This window comes from Sphingomonas sp. DG1-23 (assembly GCF_030730875.1).
Lineage (GTDB): Bacteria > Pseudomonadota > Alphaproteobacteria > Sphingomonadales > Sphingomonadaceae > Sphingomonas.
Genome location: NZ_JAVAMA010000007.1, coordinates 135,691 through 153,481, shown reverse-complemented (window position 1 = coordinate 153,481; position 17,791 = coordinate 135,691). Strand labels below are relative to the sequence as shown.

The 17,791-nt window shown below is 66.9% G+C and carries 15 protein-coding genes; 1 reads left to right on the top strand and 14 read right to left on the bottom strand.

Annotated elements, in window-relative coordinates; all coding sequences use genetic code 11:
• Positions 1-6: 6 nt before the first annotated feature.
• The 13 genes from Q9Q95_RS12955 to Q9Q95_RS12895 are packed head-to-tail and all read right to left on the bottom strand — an operon-like array spanning position 7 to position 13,258.
• Entirely contained in the window at positions 7-534 is a 528-nt protein-coding gene (locus tag Q9Q95_RS12955; protein ID WP_306097545.1) for a phage baseplate assembly protein V, read from the bottom strand.
• The gene (locus tag Q9Q95_RS12950) at positions 531-1,658 is read right to left on the bottom strand and encodes a hypothetical protein (RefSeq protein ID WP_306097544.1); all 1,128 of its coding nucleotides are present in this window, start codon (positions 1,656-1,658) and stop codon (positions 531-533) included. Before Q9Q95_RS12950 ends, Q9Q95_RS12955 begins: the two co-directional genes overlap by 4 nt.
• The gene (locus Q9Q95_RS12945; protein ID WP_306097543.1) at positions 1,651-1,980 is read right to left on the bottom strand and encodes a hypothetical protein; all 330 of its coding nucleotides are present in this window, start codon (positions 1,978-1,980) and stop codon (positions 1,651-1,653) included. Before Q9Q95_RS12945 ends, Q9Q95_RS12950 begins: the two co-directional genes overlap by 8 nt.
• Entirely contained in the window at positions 1,977-2,630 is a 654-nt protein-coding gene (locus Q9Q95_RS12940) for a hypothetical protein (RefSeq protein WP_306097542.1), read from the bottom strand. The genes Q9Q95_RS12945 and Q9Q95_RS12940 overlap by 4 nt, the downstream gene beginning before the upstream one ends.
• Positions 2,627-4,279, bottom strand: a complete 1,653-nt coding sequence (locus tag Q9Q95_RS12935) for a DUF4157 domain-containing protein (RefSeq protein ID WP_306097541.1) — start codon at positions 4,277-4,279, stop codon at positions 2,627-2,629. Before Q9Q95_RS12935 ends, Q9Q95_RS12940 begins: the two co-directional genes overlap by 4 nt.
• Positions 4,276-5,502, bottom strand: a complete 1,227-nt coding sequence (locus Q9Q95_RS12930; protein WP_306097540.1) for a DUF4157 domain-containing protein — start codon at positions 5,500-5,502, stop codon at positions 4,276-4,278. The genes Q9Q95_RS12935 and Q9Q95_RS12930 overlap by 4 nt, the downstream gene beginning before the upstream one ends.
• On the bottom strand, positions 5,499-5,744 hold the full coding sequence (locus Q9Q95_RS12925) for a hypothetical protein (RefSeq protein WP_306097539.1): 246 nt from the start codon (positions 5,742-5,744) through the stop codon (positions 5,499-5,501). Before Q9Q95_RS12925 ends, Q9Q95_RS12930 begins: the two co-directional genes overlap by 4 nt.
• Positions 5,741-7,861, bottom strand: coding sequence for an ATP-binding protein (locus tag Q9Q95_RS12920; RefSeq protein WP_306097538.1), 2,121 nt, complete (start codon positions 7,859-7,861; stop codon positions 5,741-5,743). Before Q9Q95_RS12920 ends, Q9Q95_RS12925 begins: the two co-directional genes overlap by 4 nt.
• Complete coding sequence (locus Q9Q95_RS12915) at positions 7,858-9,123, bottom strand: DUF4255 domain-containing protein (RefSeq protein WP_306097537.1); 1,266 nt, start codon at positions 9,121-9,123, stop codon at positions 7,858-7,860. The genes Q9Q95_RS12920 and Q9Q95_RS12915 overlap by 4 nt, the downstream gene beginning before the upstream one ends.
• Positions 9,120-10,154 (bottom strand): hypothetical protein, encoded by a 1,035-nt coding sequence (locus Q9Q95_RS12910; protein WP_306097536.1) that lies wholly within the window; start codon positions 10,152-10,154, stop codon positions 9,120-9,122. Before Q9Q95_RS12910 ends, Q9Q95_RS12915 begins: the two co-directional genes overlap by 4 nt.
• Complete coding sequence (locus tag Q9Q95_RS12905) at positions 10,151-10,894, bottom strand: hypothetical protein (RefSeq protein WP_306097535.1); 744 nt, start codon at positions 10,892-10,894, stop codon at positions 10,151-10,153. Before Q9Q95_RS12905 ends, Q9Q95_RS12910 begins: the two co-directional genes overlap by 4 nt.
• Before the next feature lie 22 nt (positions 10,895-10,916).
• On the bottom strand, positions 10,917-11,429 hold the full coding sequence (locus Q9Q95_RS12900; RefSeq protein WP_306097534.1) for a phage tail protein: 513 nt from the start codon (positions 11,427-11,429) through the stop codon (positions 10,917-10,919).
• A gap of 11 nt (positions 11,430-11,440) precedes the next feature.
• On the bottom strand, positions 11,441-13,258 hold the full coding sequence (locus tag Q9Q95_RS12895; protein WP_306097533.1) for a phage tail sheath C-terminal domain-containing protein: 1,818 nt from the start codon (positions 13,256-13,258) through the stop codon (positions 11,441-11,443).
• A 633-nt stretch (positions 13,259-13,891) separates the two neighbouring features.
• Between Q9Q95_RS12895 and Q9Q95_RS12890 the strand changes: the two genes are divergently transcribed.
• Positions 13,892-16,210, top strand: coding sequence for a TonB-dependent siderophore receptor (locus tag Q9Q95_RS12890; RefSeq protein WP_306097532.1), 2,319 nt, complete (start codon positions 13,892-13,894; stop codon positions 16,208-16,210).
• 50 nt (positions 16,211-16,260) lie between these two features.
• Here Q9Q95_RS12890 and Q9Q95_RS12885 read toward each other — a convergent pair whose 3' ends face one another.
• Positions 16,261-17,766 (bottom strand): alpha/beta hydrolase, encoded by a 1,506-nt coding sequence (locus tag Q9Q95_RS12885; RefSeq protein WP_306097531.1) that lies wholly within the window; start codon positions 17,764-17,766, stop codon positions 16,261-16,263.
• Positions 17,767-17,791 lie beyond the last annotated feature (25 nt).

Sequence of the window (17,791 nt, the reverse complement as noted above, 5' to 3'; positions counted from 1 at the left end):
CCTCCCTCATGTCACCATCAGTGCGCCGTTGTTGATCGTCACGCTCGGCCCCACGAGCTGGATCGACGCACCCTTGCCGTTGTTGATGTAGATGCCGGTATCGTTGACCACGATCATCGCCTTGGTGGCGCTGCGCAGCACGATGCCGCCCGTCGCCGGCGTCGGCGGCGCATCGCCGATGATCAGGCAATGCTGGCCGAGCGTCTGCATCACGATGTTGGGCGACACCGGCAGGCCGAGGCTGGCATCGGGGGGCAGATCCGACGCGCTGCTCCAGCGACAGCCGCTCCAGATCGGATAGTTGAGATCGCCCTGCTCGAACTCGGCCCATACGGCGGCGCCGATCGGCGGCACGATGTGCATGCCCATCGGCGGGCCGGTGGGACCAGAGAGCGGCGCGCAGCTCTCCGCCCAGCTCGACGGCGTCGGTCCCAGCACGTCGGGGACCATCATCGTGATCCGGCCGCGCCGCTCGGGGTCGATGTTCATCACCACCGTCGCGCGATATTTGCCGAAATAGCGCCCCTCGGTCATGGCAGCACCGCCGGTCCGGCCGCGATCAGCCCGTCGCGCGAGAGGGTGAAGCTCTGCTTGTAGCTTCCCGGCGAGATCGTGTGCGAGACCGTGTTGACGTAGTACATGCCGTCATAGGTGATCCCCGCGCCACGCACGCCGACCAGCATCCGCGCACGCAGGATGCCGCCATAGGCTGCGACGTCGAGCGAACCCTGGCCGGTGATCGCATCCTTCGCGCTCATCATGATCTCGAGCGCGCGCTTGGCCGCCTTGTCCGGGGTCAGCCGCGTCGCGCTCCCTTCGAACAGGATCTGCGACGGCGGCGTCGGGCGCAGACCGAGCGGCGGATGGGTTATGCTGAGATTGGGCACCGGCACCGGGATCGGAATCTTGCCGGTAGCGGGGTCGTAGGTGAGCAGGATGGTCTGCTTCTTGGCGAGCCCGTCGAGGCTGAAGGTCAGGCTCTCCACATTGGTAAAGGCATCCATGTTGACGTTGAGCGCAGGCTGCGGAACGGGAATACGGATATCGGGACCGAAATAGGCGATGCTGGTGAGCGGCGCCGGCCCGGGCTCGACGAAGAACACATAGGAGTTCGCCTTCGCCAGCTGATCGAGATAGGCGCGGTCGGTGGCGTCCTGCGTATCGAAGCGGCTGGTGGGGCTGTCGATGCTCGGTACCATCGGCGGGATCACCATCGGGATGACTCCGAAGGCGGCATATTTGGCAAGGATCGCCGCGACGCGCCCCGCTTCGGGCACCGCCGGCCAGGGCACACGCATCTGCACCACGTCCATCAGCACGCTCAGATCTTCGCCGGTGAGGGTCAACGTGGACTCGCCCGGCGAATTGCTCGGAGCGATCTCGTGGCGCGTGACCACGCCATCCATCAGCACTTGCGGGATGCCGCGATAGACCACGGTGATCACCACGCGCGTGATCATCGGATCGAAGAAGCCGAGCGGCAGCATCGCGAGATTGAGCGGGGAGGTCTTGCCCGTATGGAAGGTGATCTGAAAGCCGCCGCGCGTGCCGCCGGTATTGACCGAGATCGACTTGACCGCCTCGGTCAGCGGCAGCGGCGCCGGCAGGGGTGCCGCCAGCGGGCCGATCATCAGCAGGAGATAGCCCGCGTCAAGCAACCGACGGCCCTCCCAGCGCTTCGGGAAGCGTGATCACCAGCCGCGTGCCGACCTTTTCGGTGAGCGCACCCGGCCGCATCGCGCGGTTCGCGTCGGCGATGCGCCACGCCAGCTCGGCATCGCCCAGCCGCTGCGCGGCGATATTGTCGAGCCGGTCGCCTTCATTGACGAGATGCGTGCCGATCGCAGTGAAACGCGACGGATCGGGCACGACGCGCGGCACCAGCCAGGCCACCTCCGATCCGTCCTCGGCGACGTATCTGAGCACCTCGGCACCCTGATAGCGGCTGTTGGCCGGAAAGCTGGTGATGGTGACGCTCATAGCTTCAGCCCCGCTCCGACGTTCTGGATGCTCGCGAAGATGTTGGTCATCGCCAGCACTTCCTTGGTGACCTGGTGGACCATGAAGAGCGCGTTGCCCGCGGTGCCGAGCGACAGATCGTTGTAGCTGAGCACATTGAGCGTCAGCTCGACCTTGGCGCGGATCGGGTTGAGCAGCGTGTCATAGGCTTCCTCGGTGATGGTGATTCCCCCCACCTTCACCGGCAGCACGCGCGTGGGACCCCAGACGAACAAGGTCATCGGCGCGTCGGTCGGCAGGATCTCGATGATCCCCGCGGCGCCGAGCACCGAATTGGCAATGACCAAAGCGGTCTTGGGATAGACCAGCATCTCCAGCGCGGCGAGCGTCGGCGTGATGCCGGTGGCGATCGCGAGCGGATTATTCTGCTCGAGCTGGTCGGACGCATCGATCTCGACCGAGACGGTGATCGTCTCCTTGGGCGGGCCGGCCAGCCGGAACGCCTCGCCTTTGTCGCCGCCGCCGGTTCCGCCGCCGCCGCGCGGCTCGAGCCGGCGGGTCATCGTGTCCGGATTGTACTGGAACACGACGATGCTCGCGAGCGGGTTGAACAGATCGACGCCGATCAACGCGCCCTTGATGAGCCGTGGCGAGGAAGTGAGCCCGGTCATGGATGCGCGCCTCCGCAGACGGTATCGTTCCACCAGACATTGTCGCTGCCGCCGGTGCCGTAGACCGGGGTGATGCCGTAGGTGCATCCTGCGGGATGTCCGAGCGCCGTCTGGATGTTCTTGTAGAGCTCGGTGACATTGAAGCAGCGCGGGTCGCAATGATCGCCCGCCGCCTTGTCGATCTGGAAATGGGTGGTGATGCTGGGAAAGGCGCGCGCCTGCAGCGCCGCGTTGAGATAGAGATTCTTCACATTGTCCATCTGGCTGGCCGAATAGGGCGTGAGCGGAGTCAGCGTGCCGGTGGTCCGGCAATCGGAGCCGCGCTCCTGAACGATCTCGACATTGACCGAGGTGCCGATGCGCAGCGCGCGCATGTTGAACAGCGGCAACAAGCGCTGGCAGCCGCCCACGAGCTTGGGGACGTCCGGTGCCGACATCGCAAGGTTGGGCGCAGTCGCGTCGGTGACCTTCTGGCAGATGTCTTCCACTGCCCAGGCGGCCGCCGAATGGACGAGCCCGCTGCCTGCATCGAGATCGGAAATCGCCTGCGCGCGCTCGCTCTTCGCCTCCGCCGCCGGCGAGCCCTGCGCACTGAGCACGTCATCGAGCGTCGATTCGCGGACGTCCTTCGCAGTGGCTTTCCAGACGCCGCGATATTCGGACTCGCGCGTCGCCTTCTTCATCACGTCTTCGCCGCGCTCGTGCTGCGTGGCGGCAGGGCGCCGCGTGCCGAATAACGGGCTGTGCGCGACCGTCGCCGCACCGGTCTGCGGCACCCAAGCCGCCGCACCCTCCCCGCTCGAACGACGGCCGCGCGAGGCATGTTCGGCGATCTTCTTCGCGCCGACGGGCGACGCGGTGTCGTGGAGAACGAAGGTCGCGTTCCACAAGGTGGGGGTTACCCTGCCGGGCGAGGCGGCGCCCGATGCCTTACCTGCTGCGGCGATATCGCTGTCGGTGAGGATGCGCCCCGCGAGATTGCCTGGCGCGAACTTCTCCTTGCGTTTCGCTTCTTCGGCGTCCTTGTCGTTCTGCAATCCCTCCGCGATGCGGACGTCGCCGAAACCGCCAAAGCGCTGCAGCTGAAGCCGCGGCGCGCCGGCCGGAGCGGCGAGCGGCGCCGCGGTCCCGGCCATCGCCGCATCCGCCATTGCATCGGCCTCTTGCTCGGACGCGGAATGCGCGGGACCGATCGGCAATTGGCCCGGGATCGCGCCGCCTTGCGGCTGCTGCAGCGTATGGCCGAGTTCGTGCGCGATCAGCCGGCGCCCGGCTTCCGAGCCCGGATCGTAGCGGCCCTCGCCGAAGACGATATTCTGGCCGACGGTATAGGCCTGTGCCGCCACCGCCCGGGCCGAGGCCGCCGCGTCGCCGCCATTATGAACACGCACGCCGCTGAAATCGCGATGAAAGGCGCCTTCCATCGCAATACGCGTCGCGGGAGCGAGCGGCTGCCCCGCCGATCGGACAACGCGCAGCACATCCGACGGGGCCCATTGCTGCTCCGCCGCATCCTCGTCATGCGAAGCGGCACCAGCACATTTGCTGCACGTGCCGGTCACGCTCCCGCTGCCGCCGCAGGCCGGGCAGCGGCGCTGCACCATGAAGGGCATCGGCGTCGCGCGCCGTTCCACCGCAAACAGGCTCATGGCGCGGGCCCCACCTGGGGCGACCCCTTGAGCTCGAGCAGCCGGCGCCTCCCGGCCGCCTCGTTCGCCGCCGCCGCCTCGGCGCGTTCGCGCTCGAGCAGCGCCTTATAGTCGTTGGCACTCATGGTCGTGCCGTCGCGCAGCCGCACGTCGACCAGATTGATGTCGAGGCCGAACACTCCCTTTGGCGACGGAGGGGTGCGGGCGCGAATCGTGTCGCCGCGTGTCGAGCGATAACTGCGGAAGACGGTGCCCACCCCGCCGTCCTGGAGCAGACGGATTCCGGGATCCCCGAAGAAATCGCGCAACACGTCCACTTCGCCCTGCACGCCGCGGGCATGCGCATTCCTGAATTCCTGCGACGTGTCGTCGAGCGTGCTGCCGATCCGCTTGGCATAATCCTTGGTCGTCGCGCGCTCGGTGAGGAAGTGGACGAGCACGATCTGGAAGCCGAGATCGTCGCTGCCCAGCATGTCGTCGACATCGACATAACCGGACTCATAGGCGTCGGCGTCGACCCGGGAGTTGAACGGCCCGGCCGGTTGCGAGCGCAGCAGTCCGTGGCGATTGGTCAGCCGCAGTGGGATCAGGGTGGCGCTGTCGACGAACCCCTTCATCTTGCGGTCGAACTCGGTTTCGGTCCCGTAGGGGTTCTCGACATAAGAGAGGATGCCCGCGGCATCGACCGAGAAGATCAGCGCAGTGGAGATGTTGTTGAGCTTGTCGATGATCTCGTTCAGCCGACCGAAACCCGATTGCTCGCCCTTGCCGACGTCGCGAAACTGGATGCGGCGCTGCACGCCCGGCGCGACTGCGCCGAGCGAAGGGGCCGCCCGCCCTGCCAGCACCGCGCTCGCCGCAAGGTCCGCCTCGGCTTCGTGCGCCGCCCCCCCCGAACCGCCGCCGCGGCGGGTCTGCTGCGCGACATGGGCGAGCTCGTGCGCGATCAGATCGCGGCCCCGGGCGGTGTGCGGGGCATAGCTTCCCGGCGCGAAGACGATGTCGCTGCCATGGGTGTAGGCAACCGCGTCCTTCGCACGCGCCGACGCGCCCGCGGCGCTGCCGGTGTGCACGCGCACCTGGCTGAAGTCGCGCGCGAACCGCCCTTCCATGAAGCTGCGCATCGTACCGTCGAGCGCGCGGCCGGGCGCATCCAGCGCCGGCTCATGCACCATCGGCGGCACCGGCGCCTCGGCCCGGTGATCGGCGAAGCGACTCCTCATGGCTGCACACTCCCGTGAAGCGCACGCGCGACTTCGGCGCCCAAGGCTTCTGCGCTGCGCTGCGCGGCGACGCCGGGCGCCTCCACCCGCCAGGCGTCGGCGCTCGTCCAGGTCGGCCCCTGCTCGGTCAGCAGCCGCGTCAGTTCGGCCTGGATCGACTCGCGCAATATCTGGCCATCGGTTCCCGCGGCGCCCAGTCCCGCATCGACCACCAGCCGCTCGATGTGCAGCCGCACGCTCATCGCACTTCCCCCGCCACTGCGCGGATACGGCGAAAATCAGCCTCGTTGACCGGGCGATCGAGCTTGCGAAGCTCGATCCGGCAGGCGTCGAGCAGCACATCCATCGTCACCGGGGTATCCGCCGCTGCGGCCATGAAGGCGGCATTGATCGCGATGCCGTGGATATTTCCCCCGGTCAGGTCGAGCTGGGCCAGCCGATCGAAATCGACTGCGCGCATCGGGACACCCGGGGGAAAAGCGCGCTCCCAGATGCGACGCCGCTCGGCCGGGCCGGGATAGGGGAAATTGACGATGAAGCGCAGTCGCCGGACGAATGCCGGATCGAGTGCGCTCTTCATGTTCGTCGCGAGGATCGCCAGCCCGGCAAATGCTTCCATCCGCTGAAGCAGATAATCGATCTCGATATTGGCGTAGCGATCGTGGCTGTCCTTCACGTCGCTGCGCTTGCCGAACAATGCGTCGGCCTCATCGAAGAACAGGATCGCCCCGCCCGCTTCCGCCGCGTCGAAGACGTCGCGAAGATTCTTCTCGGTCTCGCCGATATATTTGCTGACCACCGCCGAGAGATCGATGCGGTAGAGATCGAGATCGAGCCGGTCGGCGAGGGTTTCCGCCGCCATCGTCTTGCCCGTGCCGCTGTCGCCCGCGAACAATGCGCTGACGCCGAGGCCACGGTTCATCCGGTCACGGAAACCCCAATCGTCATAGACGGTCGAACGCCCGCGTACCTGCGCCGCGATCTGATCGAGCAATGCCATCTCGGAATCGGGCAGCACGATATCGCGGCAGCTGGGCTTCACTTCGATGCGATGCGCGAGTTGCGCCAGTGACGGACGAGCGCGCGTAACGCTACCCCGCCAGAGCCGCTCGCCGAGCGGCTCGCTCTCCTCGCCCAACTGCGCCTCGCTCACGATCGCGCGGATATCGGCGAAGTTGAGATCGAAATGGCTCGAAAGCCGCGCCGCGATTTCGGAATTGTCGGGCACCTCGTCGAGCTGGGCCAGCCATTCGGCGCGCTGCTCGGCCGCGCCGGGCTTGGCGATATCGACCCGGGCGTCGATATCGAGCCCCGACAGGCCGTCGCGCAGGTCCACGAACACCAGTCCGCCCGCACGCCGCACCAGCCGCCGCAGCGACTGCTCGGCGGCGCTCGGCAAATCGTGCGCGTCGAGGTGCAGCGCGAAGGGCAGCAGCAGCGATTCGCGCATCCATAGCCGCAGGAAATTGTCGAGTTCGGCGCCGATGGGGATCGCGTCCGCAGTCAGCCGGTAGCAAGGGAGGCCGAGCGCCGCCGCGGCTGCCGCGGCGAGACGCTGCTTGCTGTCGCGATCGGGACCGACCAGCGCGATACGCGCAGGCACCGGCCTCCGCGCCACGCGCTCGATCTCCGCCACTCGCTGCTGGTGCGACGGCGCGAGGGGGGCACTGCTGGCGGGCGCCGGCTCAAGCAAGGCCGCCACGCGGCTGTCGAGATGATTGAGCCCCTTGGCGAAATTGGCGACCCGCTCGTCGATGCGCAACGCCGCGGTGGTGAGCGGCGTCGCGCCCGACCGGGCGGTCTCGATCAGATGCCAATAGCGCAGCGGACGCTCAGGCGAGAGCGCGTCCCACGCGGCATGGTCGAACAACGACATCGCCAGCGCGAAGCTCGGATTCGAACGACCCTGTCCGCCCTGCGCGGCGGCGAAGGATTCCTGCATGCCGGGGTCGAGCTCCGCGGCGAGGCACAGCAACAAGATGTCACGCTCGAAATCCGACAGATCGAGCCGGCTGGCGAGCATCAGCAGCGCGGGCGGAGGATCGCCCGCGCTCGCCTCGGCGAGTCGCTCCGCGGCGAGGGTCACTGCCGGCGGATCCACTCCCTCGGCGGCGGGAAGCAGCAGGACCTGCGGCACCGCATTGGCGGGTGTGCGCCGGCGGAAGAGATTGAGGCCGGGCCAGTCGGCCATTCCGGGGGAACCGACTCCCGCCGGCTCGGTCGGTCCGGTACCGCTCGCGCTTTGCGGAGACGCAGGCGCCGGCCCGATCGCCGCGCGCAGCAATTCGCGCAAATGCGCCAACGCCGCCGCCAGATAGGCATTGTTGCGTTCCAGCCAGGCGTCGGTCTCGTCGCTCATATGACGGTGACCCGCTGGCTGTCGTCGAAGGCGAGCCGGCCGCTGACCGGGTCGATCACGAAGGGCTGACTGTCGGCGCCGTCGATGCGCAGAACCACCAGATCGCCATTGGCGATCGCGTCGCTGTCGACGAGGAAATCGAGCGTCGCGCCGGGCGCCACGCGATCCTGTGCCGGGATCTCCTGCCCCGAGAGCAGCAATATCGCGACCTGCTCGGGCAGCACGCGTGGCCGGCAAGTGACGGTGAGCGTCACGATGCCGCTGCCCGAAACTACCGGATCGGGCGCGATGGCGGTCACGCGCGCGCCGAGCGGCATCGGCCAGACCGGCGAGCGGATCTCGCGGCCGCCGCGCGTCACCACGGCAGTGACCCCGTAGATGCCGGGCGCCCACAAGGCCTGATCGGGCGCGCCATCGGGCAGAGTCACGCGCAACTCGCTTTGCCCGCTCGCTACCGGCACCAGATCGGCACCGACCGCACGCTTGAGGTTGCGGAACTCCAGCCGCACCGCGTCGCCGCTGAACCCGGATCCCGAGAAACGCAGCTTCGCCCCGAGATGCGCCGCGCGCAACGTCGGGAAAGTCACCGGGCCGTCATCGGTGGCAGCGAGCCCGACCCACAGCCCTTCGATCGCTGGCCCCGTGCCCGCCAGCGCCTCGGGGCCACGATCCTCGGGACCACGATTGAGCACCGGCAGCGCCGGTCCGGCACTCTCGACCGCGTCGATCAGCACCACCGACGCCTCGTAGCGCAACGACAACGCATAGGGGGTCTGGGTCATCACCGACCATAATCGCGACATCTCTTCGAGCGAATCCGCGCTGGGCGTGAAGGTCACGCGCTCGAACGAATCGGCGAGGTCGGAATCGCCGAGGATCGCGGCATTGCTCGCGATCGCGTCCTCGATCACCTGATCGGTGAGCAGCGGACGCGCATGCAGATCGCGCGCCACAGCGGCCGCCATGCGATCGGGTTCGAGATCGCTGTCGGTGCCGTAGAAGGTGACCAGGTAATGGAGGCTGAGCGCGGCGCGCGGCCGATTGACCAGACTGCCATCGGCACCGCGCATCGCCAGATCGGCGTTGCGCAACCCGGCATGCGGCATGACCTGATAGAGGAAGACATTGACCTGCCGCGCCGGCGCATCCGTCGGAGGCCGGCCGAAACGGAGCTGGACGCCGGGCACTGCGCTGGCGGCCGCGGACTGGGCGATCTGGCCCAGCGCGGCTGTGACGGTGGCGATGGCGAGATGGTTGCTCATCGCGCCGAGCCATTGCGGCGGCTGAGATAGGCATCGAGGCTGAGCGTCTCGCTCCTGGCGGGCGCTTCGCGCTGCGCGGGCCGCGGCGGCGCGGCAGCGGCGCGAACCTCGACCCGGCCGATGCTGATATGCACATCGGGCAGCTGCGGCTGTGCGGGAGCGGGCTCCGGCAGAGTCACTTGCGGCGTCGCCAGCATCGGTGTCGCGGCGGGCGACGGCGCGGCGGCCGGCACCACCAGCGGCGCGGCAGATTGCAGCGCCAGGGTGGGCGCCGTCTCGCGGGCGATCGGCGCGACGATACGCGGCTCCTCGAGCCGGACCGGGTCGCGGCGCGGATCGGGCGCCGATGGCGAGGCCCGGGCATCGACCGGCGCAGGACCATCGTGCCGTGCCGGCCGCGACGGCATATCGACCGGGGGGCTGACGATGGCAGGAACAATCGCTCGGGACGGCTCGGCGGCCTCGGACATCGCTGCAGCCGGTTCGACGGCACGCGCGGGCGGCGCGGCGCGAGCGAGTTCGAATGCCGGGAGCTCGACCGGCCCGGTTTGCCGCCCGCGCCGCCGCGGCGAGGGCGCTTCGCCAACAGGTGCCTCGGGTTGCGGCAGCGCGGATCGGATAGGCGCCATCCTCGCCGGCAGCTTCTCGGCCATCGGATCGGGCATCCGCTTGGCCTGCGTCTCGATCATTGGCTCCGTCCCACGACTCTGCTGGACAGGCAGTGGGGACGACGCCACGATTTCGGGAGATTCGGCCGGCGCCCGCCGCGCGGCCCGGCGCGGCATTTCGCGGTTCGGCTCGGGTTGGGGCTCAGCCGGGGAAGAGTGCGAGCGCGCGGCAGGAGAATCGTCCTGGGCCGGCGCGCGGCGCGGTGCCGGCCGAGATGCTTCGGGGGTGCCGGCTTCCTCGCCCCATTCCTCGTCGTCGGTGCTCCCCGCCTCGCCCCAATTGGCGAATTGCTGCGGCAGCGCCGGCCTGGCCGCCTGCTCGGGTGCCAGCGTCGCGCGGACGAGATGGCCGAGCAGGCTCATCGCGCCACGCCTGCGATACGGTCGAGATAGGATTGGCGGCGACGCGACGAGAGGCCGAGCACGACCTCTTCGCTCCAGCCATAGCGGCCCGCGATCGCGTCGACCGCCGCGAGCATCGCCTTCGCCCAATGATCGAGCCGGCCCCAGAGATAGGATACCACGTCGAACGGCACATGCGCCTGCGCCGCGCAGACCGGACACGCCAGATCGAGCACGATCTCGGCCTGCGAATCCGCCGCGCTCATCGCATCGCCAATCGCCGCGCGTGCGGCATCGGACAGACGGTCGGCAAGAGCCGCATCGACGAGGCAACGCGCGAGCAGCCGGCGCTCGGCGCGATCCAGATCCGGCTCCGCCTCGATCGCGATCAGGTCGGCGCTGTTGGGAAGGCGGGCGCGGAAGCGGGTGCCTTCCGCCTCGGCGGCTACGAGCATGCCCGGCTCCGCGGCTTCTGCGCGGATGCCGTCGCTGGGAAACTCGACATCAATCCGTTCGCCGCATGCCGGGCACGCCGCGATGCACAGGATCTGTGCGCCGAACAGCCGGTCACCAAGATCGAGCAGCACGGTGTCCCGCCGCCCGATCGACAATTCGGCCAGTTCGGCGGGAGCAGCGTCGGGCAGTGCCGCACCGAGCAGCAGCAACCCGCGCCGCGGCGGCGACAGATCGTCGCCGCGCTCCCAGATATCGATCAGGGCGTCGAGTTCCTCGGCCCTGGCTCGGGTTTGCGCGCGCGCCATGGCCTATCGAAACCCCCGGGCTTCAATAGGTCGGCTCGGACGGCTCGACCACGTCAGGGTCGCGCTCCCAGCCCTCATTCTCGAGCTTGATGCTCTGGATCAGCACCGCATTCGCATTGGCGTCGAGATCGGCCTGAGCCTGATATTCGGACACCCAGCAGCGGAACACCTTATAGGCGATCACTTTCTGCCCGGCCTCGTTGTAGAGGGTGATCAGGATGTCCTTGCGGAAATTCGACAGCGATGCCTCCATCCCCGCCCCCGAACTGAAGTCCCAGATCCGGTTGGCCCAGCGTTCGAATTCGTCGTCATGGGTGACTCCGCGTTCGAGGGTGATCGCCTCGAACTTGTTGCGGCCGGGCGATTTGCGTCCACTGCTCGGATCCCCGCCCTCGCGATGCTCGACCACTTCGGTAGTGCGCTTGAGCGCGCCGACCTTGGCGATCCCGGCGACGTCGCGTCCATCCCATGAGACCCGGAACTTGAAGTTCTTATAGGGGTCGTGACGCGTGGTATTCACTGCAAACTGCGGCATATTCCCCTCCCTCAGGCGATCTCGAGATGCGTGATCTGCGAAAGCTTGATCACGACGAACTCAGCGGGCTTGAGCGGCGCGAATCCGACGAGGATGTTGACGATCCCCTTGTCGATGTCCGCTTGCGGCGTGGTGTCCTTGTCGCACTTGACGAAATAGGCCTCGGCCGGCGTCGCGCCCTGGAAGGCGCCCTGGCGAAACAGCCCGTGCATGAACGCGCCGACATTGAGGCGTATCGATGCCCATAACGGCTCGTCATTGGGCTCGAACACCACCCATTGGGTGCCGCGATACAGGCTCTCCTCGATGAACAGAGCGGTGCGCCGCACCGGCACATATTTCCACTGACTTGCCAGCCGGTCATTGCCCTGCCGCGTCCGCGCGCCCCAGACGACGCGTCCGGCCCCCGGCAGCGCCCGCAGGCAATTGATGCCCTTGGGATTGAGCTCGCCATTCTCGGGATCGGTCAGCGGCACGGAAAGCTTGGGGGCATTCACCAGCGTCGCCTCGAGCCCCGCCGGCGCTTTCCAGACACCCCGTTGCGCATCGATACGGGCATAGAGGCCGGCGATCGCGCCGCAGGGCACGAAGGCTTCCTCGCGATTCTGGTTCATCGGGTTTTGCTGGATGAGTCGCGGGAAATAGATCGCGCCATTGGCCTTGGCGTCGCCGACATCGGTATCGATGCCCGCCAGCGCCTTCTCCTTGGTGTTCCAGGTGGCAGGGGGATCGATCAGCATCATCGCCCGGCGCTGCTCGCAATAAGTGAGCGCCGCGCCGATCAGTCCTGTGCCGATGCTGCCGCCAAGCTCGTGCGGCGGGATGCACAACAGGTTGAACGCCTCGGTCTTGTCCAGCGCATAGAGCCCGGTCTTGGCCGCTGCGGCGCCGGTTGCGGTGAAGTCGTTGTCGGTCAGTACCGGACCGTCATCGCCCTCGTCGGTGACCTTGCTGTGCGACGCCGCATTCTCCCACGGATCGACGCCGGGTCCTGCTGCGCCGCTGTTCGCCGGCGCCGCCGCCGGCAGCGATCCCACCGTGCGCACCAGCTGCGATTCCGCCGCGAGCACATCGGTCACGTTGCGCGGCCCCTGGGTGACGGTCAGCCCGAGATAGCTTTCGGTCACCTTGGTCGCATTGTCGCGCACGTCGAGATCGAACGCGGTGCCTGCAGCATTGAGGATGCGCAGGCGCAATTCGTTCCCCCACTTGCCGGGCGAAACCGCCTCGAAAGTGATCGACGAGGGCAATTCGATCCTGGCAGCGCCGGTCTTGTCGACCGGAGCGATCGCCGCGGTGACGGCGGGGTCGACCGCGTCGGCACCGGCCTGGACCGCGGCCGCCTTGTCGGCGGTATCCGCGATCGCCTGATCGTCGATTGCCTTGGCGACCGCATCGGCGGCCGATTTGGCGTATTTGCCGGCTTTGCCCGCATCGGTCGCCTTGGTCTTGGCGGCGGTGGCGACTGCTGTCGCATCGGCGGCGCCCGCCTCGGCATCAGCCGCAGCTTTCGCCACGGCATCGCCCGCGGTCTTGGCCTCGTTCGTCGCGGAATCGATGCTGGACACGTTCAACCGCACGATCACAGCCTGGCTGCCGCCGTTGAGATAGAAATCGCGCACCGCGAAGCTGAGTGGGCTCTTGAGCCAAAGCCCGCCGAACTGGCGTTCGAAATCGGCGAAGCTGTTGATGACCACCGGCACATTCACCGGGCCGCGCTGGGCACGCCCGACAAAGGCCGCGATCGACGTCGATGCGCCGACGATCGTTCGAACGTTACTCGGGACTTCCTCGATATAGACGCCCGGATAGGTCAATGCAGACGGCATCCATCCCTCCCATGCATGATCGCGCCGAAAAGCCAGTATCCTAGCATTTCGAGCATGCTGAATAAGTTCGCTGACCTTCCCCCCGGAAGTGGCGGGCACACTTGCCCGCTCCGCCAAGGCGCAACGCCGACGAAGTTTAATTATCTAGCTAGCGCCTGTGATCGGCGGCCAGACAACTCTATCTTAAACTGAATTTCAGTTTTTATGTTTTGAGTCGGCCCTATCAATTCAACGTCTCACAGTCGGCATTACGATGCAAGAGGGGTGAATCGATTCTCTTCACATATACCAATCATTACTATGTAACTATCGGGTATCTTATTGGAATCTTCCGAAGCAAGACTCGATCTCATCATAACGCATAGCCCCGGGACGACGCATCGGGATCGCGACCGAGTCTGACAGGTCGGGCGGGATCCGCACCGCCTCCCGCTTTCGCCCGCATGCATTCGAATCGTCGTCTTAAGGGATGCGTCGTCTTAAGGGATGCGGCGATCGCGCTTCGATCCGACGCGCGGCCGTTCCGCCAGCCCCCTCCCCCGATCGCTCCTGCGGTGCGCCGCGGATTGCCAAATGCCAGATCGGGATATAACGGCAATTGCGAAGCGTTAGCAATAAAGGGGAAAGAGTGTCATGGGTCGGATCAATCGCGCCATCGCGGCGGCGCAATTTGCGTTGCTGGCCGCCAGCGTCGCATCCCCGCCGACCGTGCAGGCGCACTCGCGCGACGAGCCCCGCGAAGAGCCCGAAGTCCAGGCAGGTGCCGGCCAGGACGCGATCGTGGTCACCGGGCTGAGAGAGACCGCAACGGGCTCGGGAACCAAGACCGACGCCCCGCTGATCGAGATACCCCAGACGATCACCGTCATCGACGAACGCGAACTCGCACTGCGCAATGCCACCTCGATCAATCAGGCGGTGGGCTATGTCGCGGGCGTCGCGGCGAACCAGCGCGGCGGCACCGTCACGCGATACGATCAACTCTTGCTCCGCGGCTTCGCGCCCGGCCTCTATCTCGACGGCATGCGGCTGATCGCCGGGCCCTATTCGACGCCACAGACCGATTTCAACCGCATCGACCAGATCGACATCGTCAAGGGCCCCGCTTCGGTACTCTATGGCAATTCGACGCCCGGAGGCCTGATCAATCTGTCGAGCAAGAAGCCGCAGGAGACGGCGTTCGGCCGGGTCGAACTTCAGGCGGGCAATTACGACGCCTTGCGCGCAATGGCCGACGTCAACCAGCCGCTCACCGCCGACGGGACGCTGCTGTTCCGCATCGTCGGCGGCTGGCAGAAGAATGACGGCTTCACCCCGGGCACGGAGAGCGAACGCTATCATGTCAGCCCGATGGTCACCTTCGCGCCGGGCCCGGATACCAGCCTCACGCTCATCGCAGCCTATCAGCACGCGCCGAGCGGCGGCGGCTATTCGGGTGTCCCGGCATATGGAACGGTGCTTCCCAGCCCCGCGGGCCGGCTCACGCTCCACGTCAATACCGGCGACCCGGGCTATGAGCGCTACGATCACAAGCAAAAGGCGATCACTGCGCTGTTCCGCCACGATTTCGACGAGCATCTCAGCTTCCGCTCGAACTTCCGCTATCAGAACAACACGCTCAGCTACCGCCAGCTCTATGTCGCAGGTTATGCGACGACCGGTACCGGCATCAACCGGAACAGCGACTATGGCACGATCATCCGCGGCGGCGGCGGCGCCGACGAGGATTTCGACACGCTCACGCTCGACAACCATCTGAGCGCCAAATTCGCCACCGGGCCGCTGCACCACCATTTGCTGGCGGGGATCGATTATCAGTATATCGCCGGCGAGAATTTCCAGCAATTCAACACCGGCCAGACCGGTAATCCGCTGACCAGCATCCCCAACCTCAATCTCTATGCGCCGGTCTATGGCGGCACCTTGCCGAGTCTCGACCTGACCGCGCTGTCGCCGAACTTCGTCAATACCTATACCAAGCGCGATCAGGTCGGCCTCTACCTTCAGGACCAGGCATCGATCGGCCGGCTCCAACTGATCGCGAGCGGACGCTGGGACTGGTACAATCAGACCGCGATCAACAAGAAGCTGGCGAGCAACAACGTCACGCGGCTTTCGCAGGCCGCGTTCACGATGCGGCTCGGCGCGCTGTACGAATTGGGCTTCGGGCTCTCGCCTTATGTCAGCTACTCGGAATCGTTCGAGCCGCAGACGGGCACGACCTATCTCGGCGCGCCTTTCGACCCGGTCACCGGCAAGATGATCGAGACCGGACTCAAATATCAGCCGGCCGGCATCAATGCGCTGTTCACGCTGTCGGTCTACGATTTGCGCCGGCAGAAGGTCCCGGTCGCCGATCCGCTCGGCGGCACCAACGGCATCCCGACCAATTCGCAGGTGCAGATCGGCGAGGTACGCGTTCGCGGCGTCGAACTGGAGGGGCGCGGCCAGGTGATGCCCGGCCTCGATGTCATACTGGCCGCAGCCTATACCGACGCGATCATCACCCAGGGCGCGCCCTCGGTGCCGCCGACCGCGACCAACAGCGGCACGCCGAGCACCACCGGGACACGCCAGCTCGGCACCCCCGAATGGCAGGCGTCGACCTTCCTCGCTTATGATTTCGCCAAAGCCGGGCACGAAGGCGCGGTCGGCGGACTCACCTTGGGCGCCGGCGTCCGCTATGTCAGCGGTTCGGCGGGATCGACCAATTATGCGGTGATCAGCAACGTCACGACCTTCCAGGGGTTCATGACCGAGGATTTCACGCTGGTCGACGGCGTGGTCGGCTACGACCTCGCATATCTCGGCGGCGCGCTGCGCGGCTGGAGCGTTGCGGTGAACGCCGCGAACCTGCTCGACGCGCGCTACATCAGCGCCTGCCCTTTCTCCAACTCCTGCTATTTCGGCGCATCGCGCACGGTGACCGGATCGCTGCGATTCAAATGGTGAGAGGCGCAGGATGAGCCGGCTTCGGGAGACGCTCCCCGAAGCCGGACTCCTCAGGGATGTTCCCTGGCCGGCGGCGCAAAGTCGGGCATTTCGAACCTCGGCGCCTCCAGCGACGCTTCCGACGGCAACCCGCGCGCATCCCCCGTTCTGAGAAAGTCATAGAGCGCCTGCTTCGCGGCGGGGCTCTCGCGCAACTGATAGAAAGCGCCGTCATGTCCGGCACGATGCACCAGCAGCGCGTGGCCGTTGGGAAAATAGGGCAGGAGGCCGAGCGTGTTCTCGATCGGCGTCGACGTGTCCCAATCGCCATGGACGAAGACGACCGGGATGGACGTCGTGCGCGGGCGCCGGACCGCGTCGCCCATATCGGGGGTCGGCCAGTCGGAAGCCGAGGCGAGGTTGGCCTCGAAATTCCAGCTTCCCAGCAGGTCCAGGGCAGGGTCGCTCCGCAGCAGATGCTCGCGCTCCGCCGTCACGCCGAGGCTGCTGTCGGCGAGCGGACCGATCAGCTTGACCGGTCCCCCGCGCCGATCTGCCAGGGTCTCGCGCGCCCATTGGTCGTAATGGCCATGATAGAGCGACAGGATGAAGGCCGGCCAATGCTCGGCCTCACTCGTATGCGACAGTAGCGCGAGCTGCAGATCTTCCCGACCGAGCACCACCGATTGGAGCCGGCCGGCATCGTCGCGCACGCGAACGCGCACCGGCACGGCGTCGAAGCGCCGGTGCAGGGCATGTATCGCCGCCATCATGCCGCCCTCGGGCAGATAGCGAGCGAGGCCGGGATCGCGATCGGCGTCATAGGCGATCCGCCGGAGCGCCGCGAATATGTGCGAGGGCATATCGAACCCCTCGTTCAGCGGCTCGACCGAAGAGAGGACGGCACGCGCCACGCTCTCGGGATGGAAACGCATCACCGCCAAAGCCCATTGCGAGCCGAAGCTGCCGCCGAACAAGCTGATCCGCTCATATCCGAGCGCACGCCGGAGATCGTCCACATCGGCCGCGAATGCCTCGATCGTGTAGCCGGACAGATCCTTGCCCGGATTGTGCGCGATCGCGCGCCGGGCCAGATCCCGCATTGCGGCGGCATCGGCGCGGACCGAGGCCGGCTTGTCGAGCGGCGACGCATCCGCCGGTTCCTCGAGCATTTCGCCACGCTTCGTGTAGCCGCGCTGCTCGATCACCACCAGATCGCCGGCCGCGCCGAAAGTCAGCCACGAGCGCAGGCGGCCCCGCGCGACCGCGTCGGTGTCGGTGAAGGCGCCAAGTACGCTCAAGCCGGGGCCGCCCGGCAGCCAGAATATCGGCGGCGCGCCGGTGGGGTGAGGCGCCTTGATCCGGGCAAAGCCGACAGCGATCGTGCGACTCTGCGGGTTGCTCCGGTTTTCCGGCACATAGAGCGTGCCGATCTCATAAGCGACCGTTTCGCCGGTCGGGAGTTTGACGGCGCCTTGCTCGATCGCGATCCGATCGTGGCCCGGCCCTGCCGAAGCGTCGACCGGCGCGACCAGCGGCAGCAGCACACACACCAGTTTTCGGATCGACGATCGCATGGCGACTCCTGAGAAAAGTCTTGCG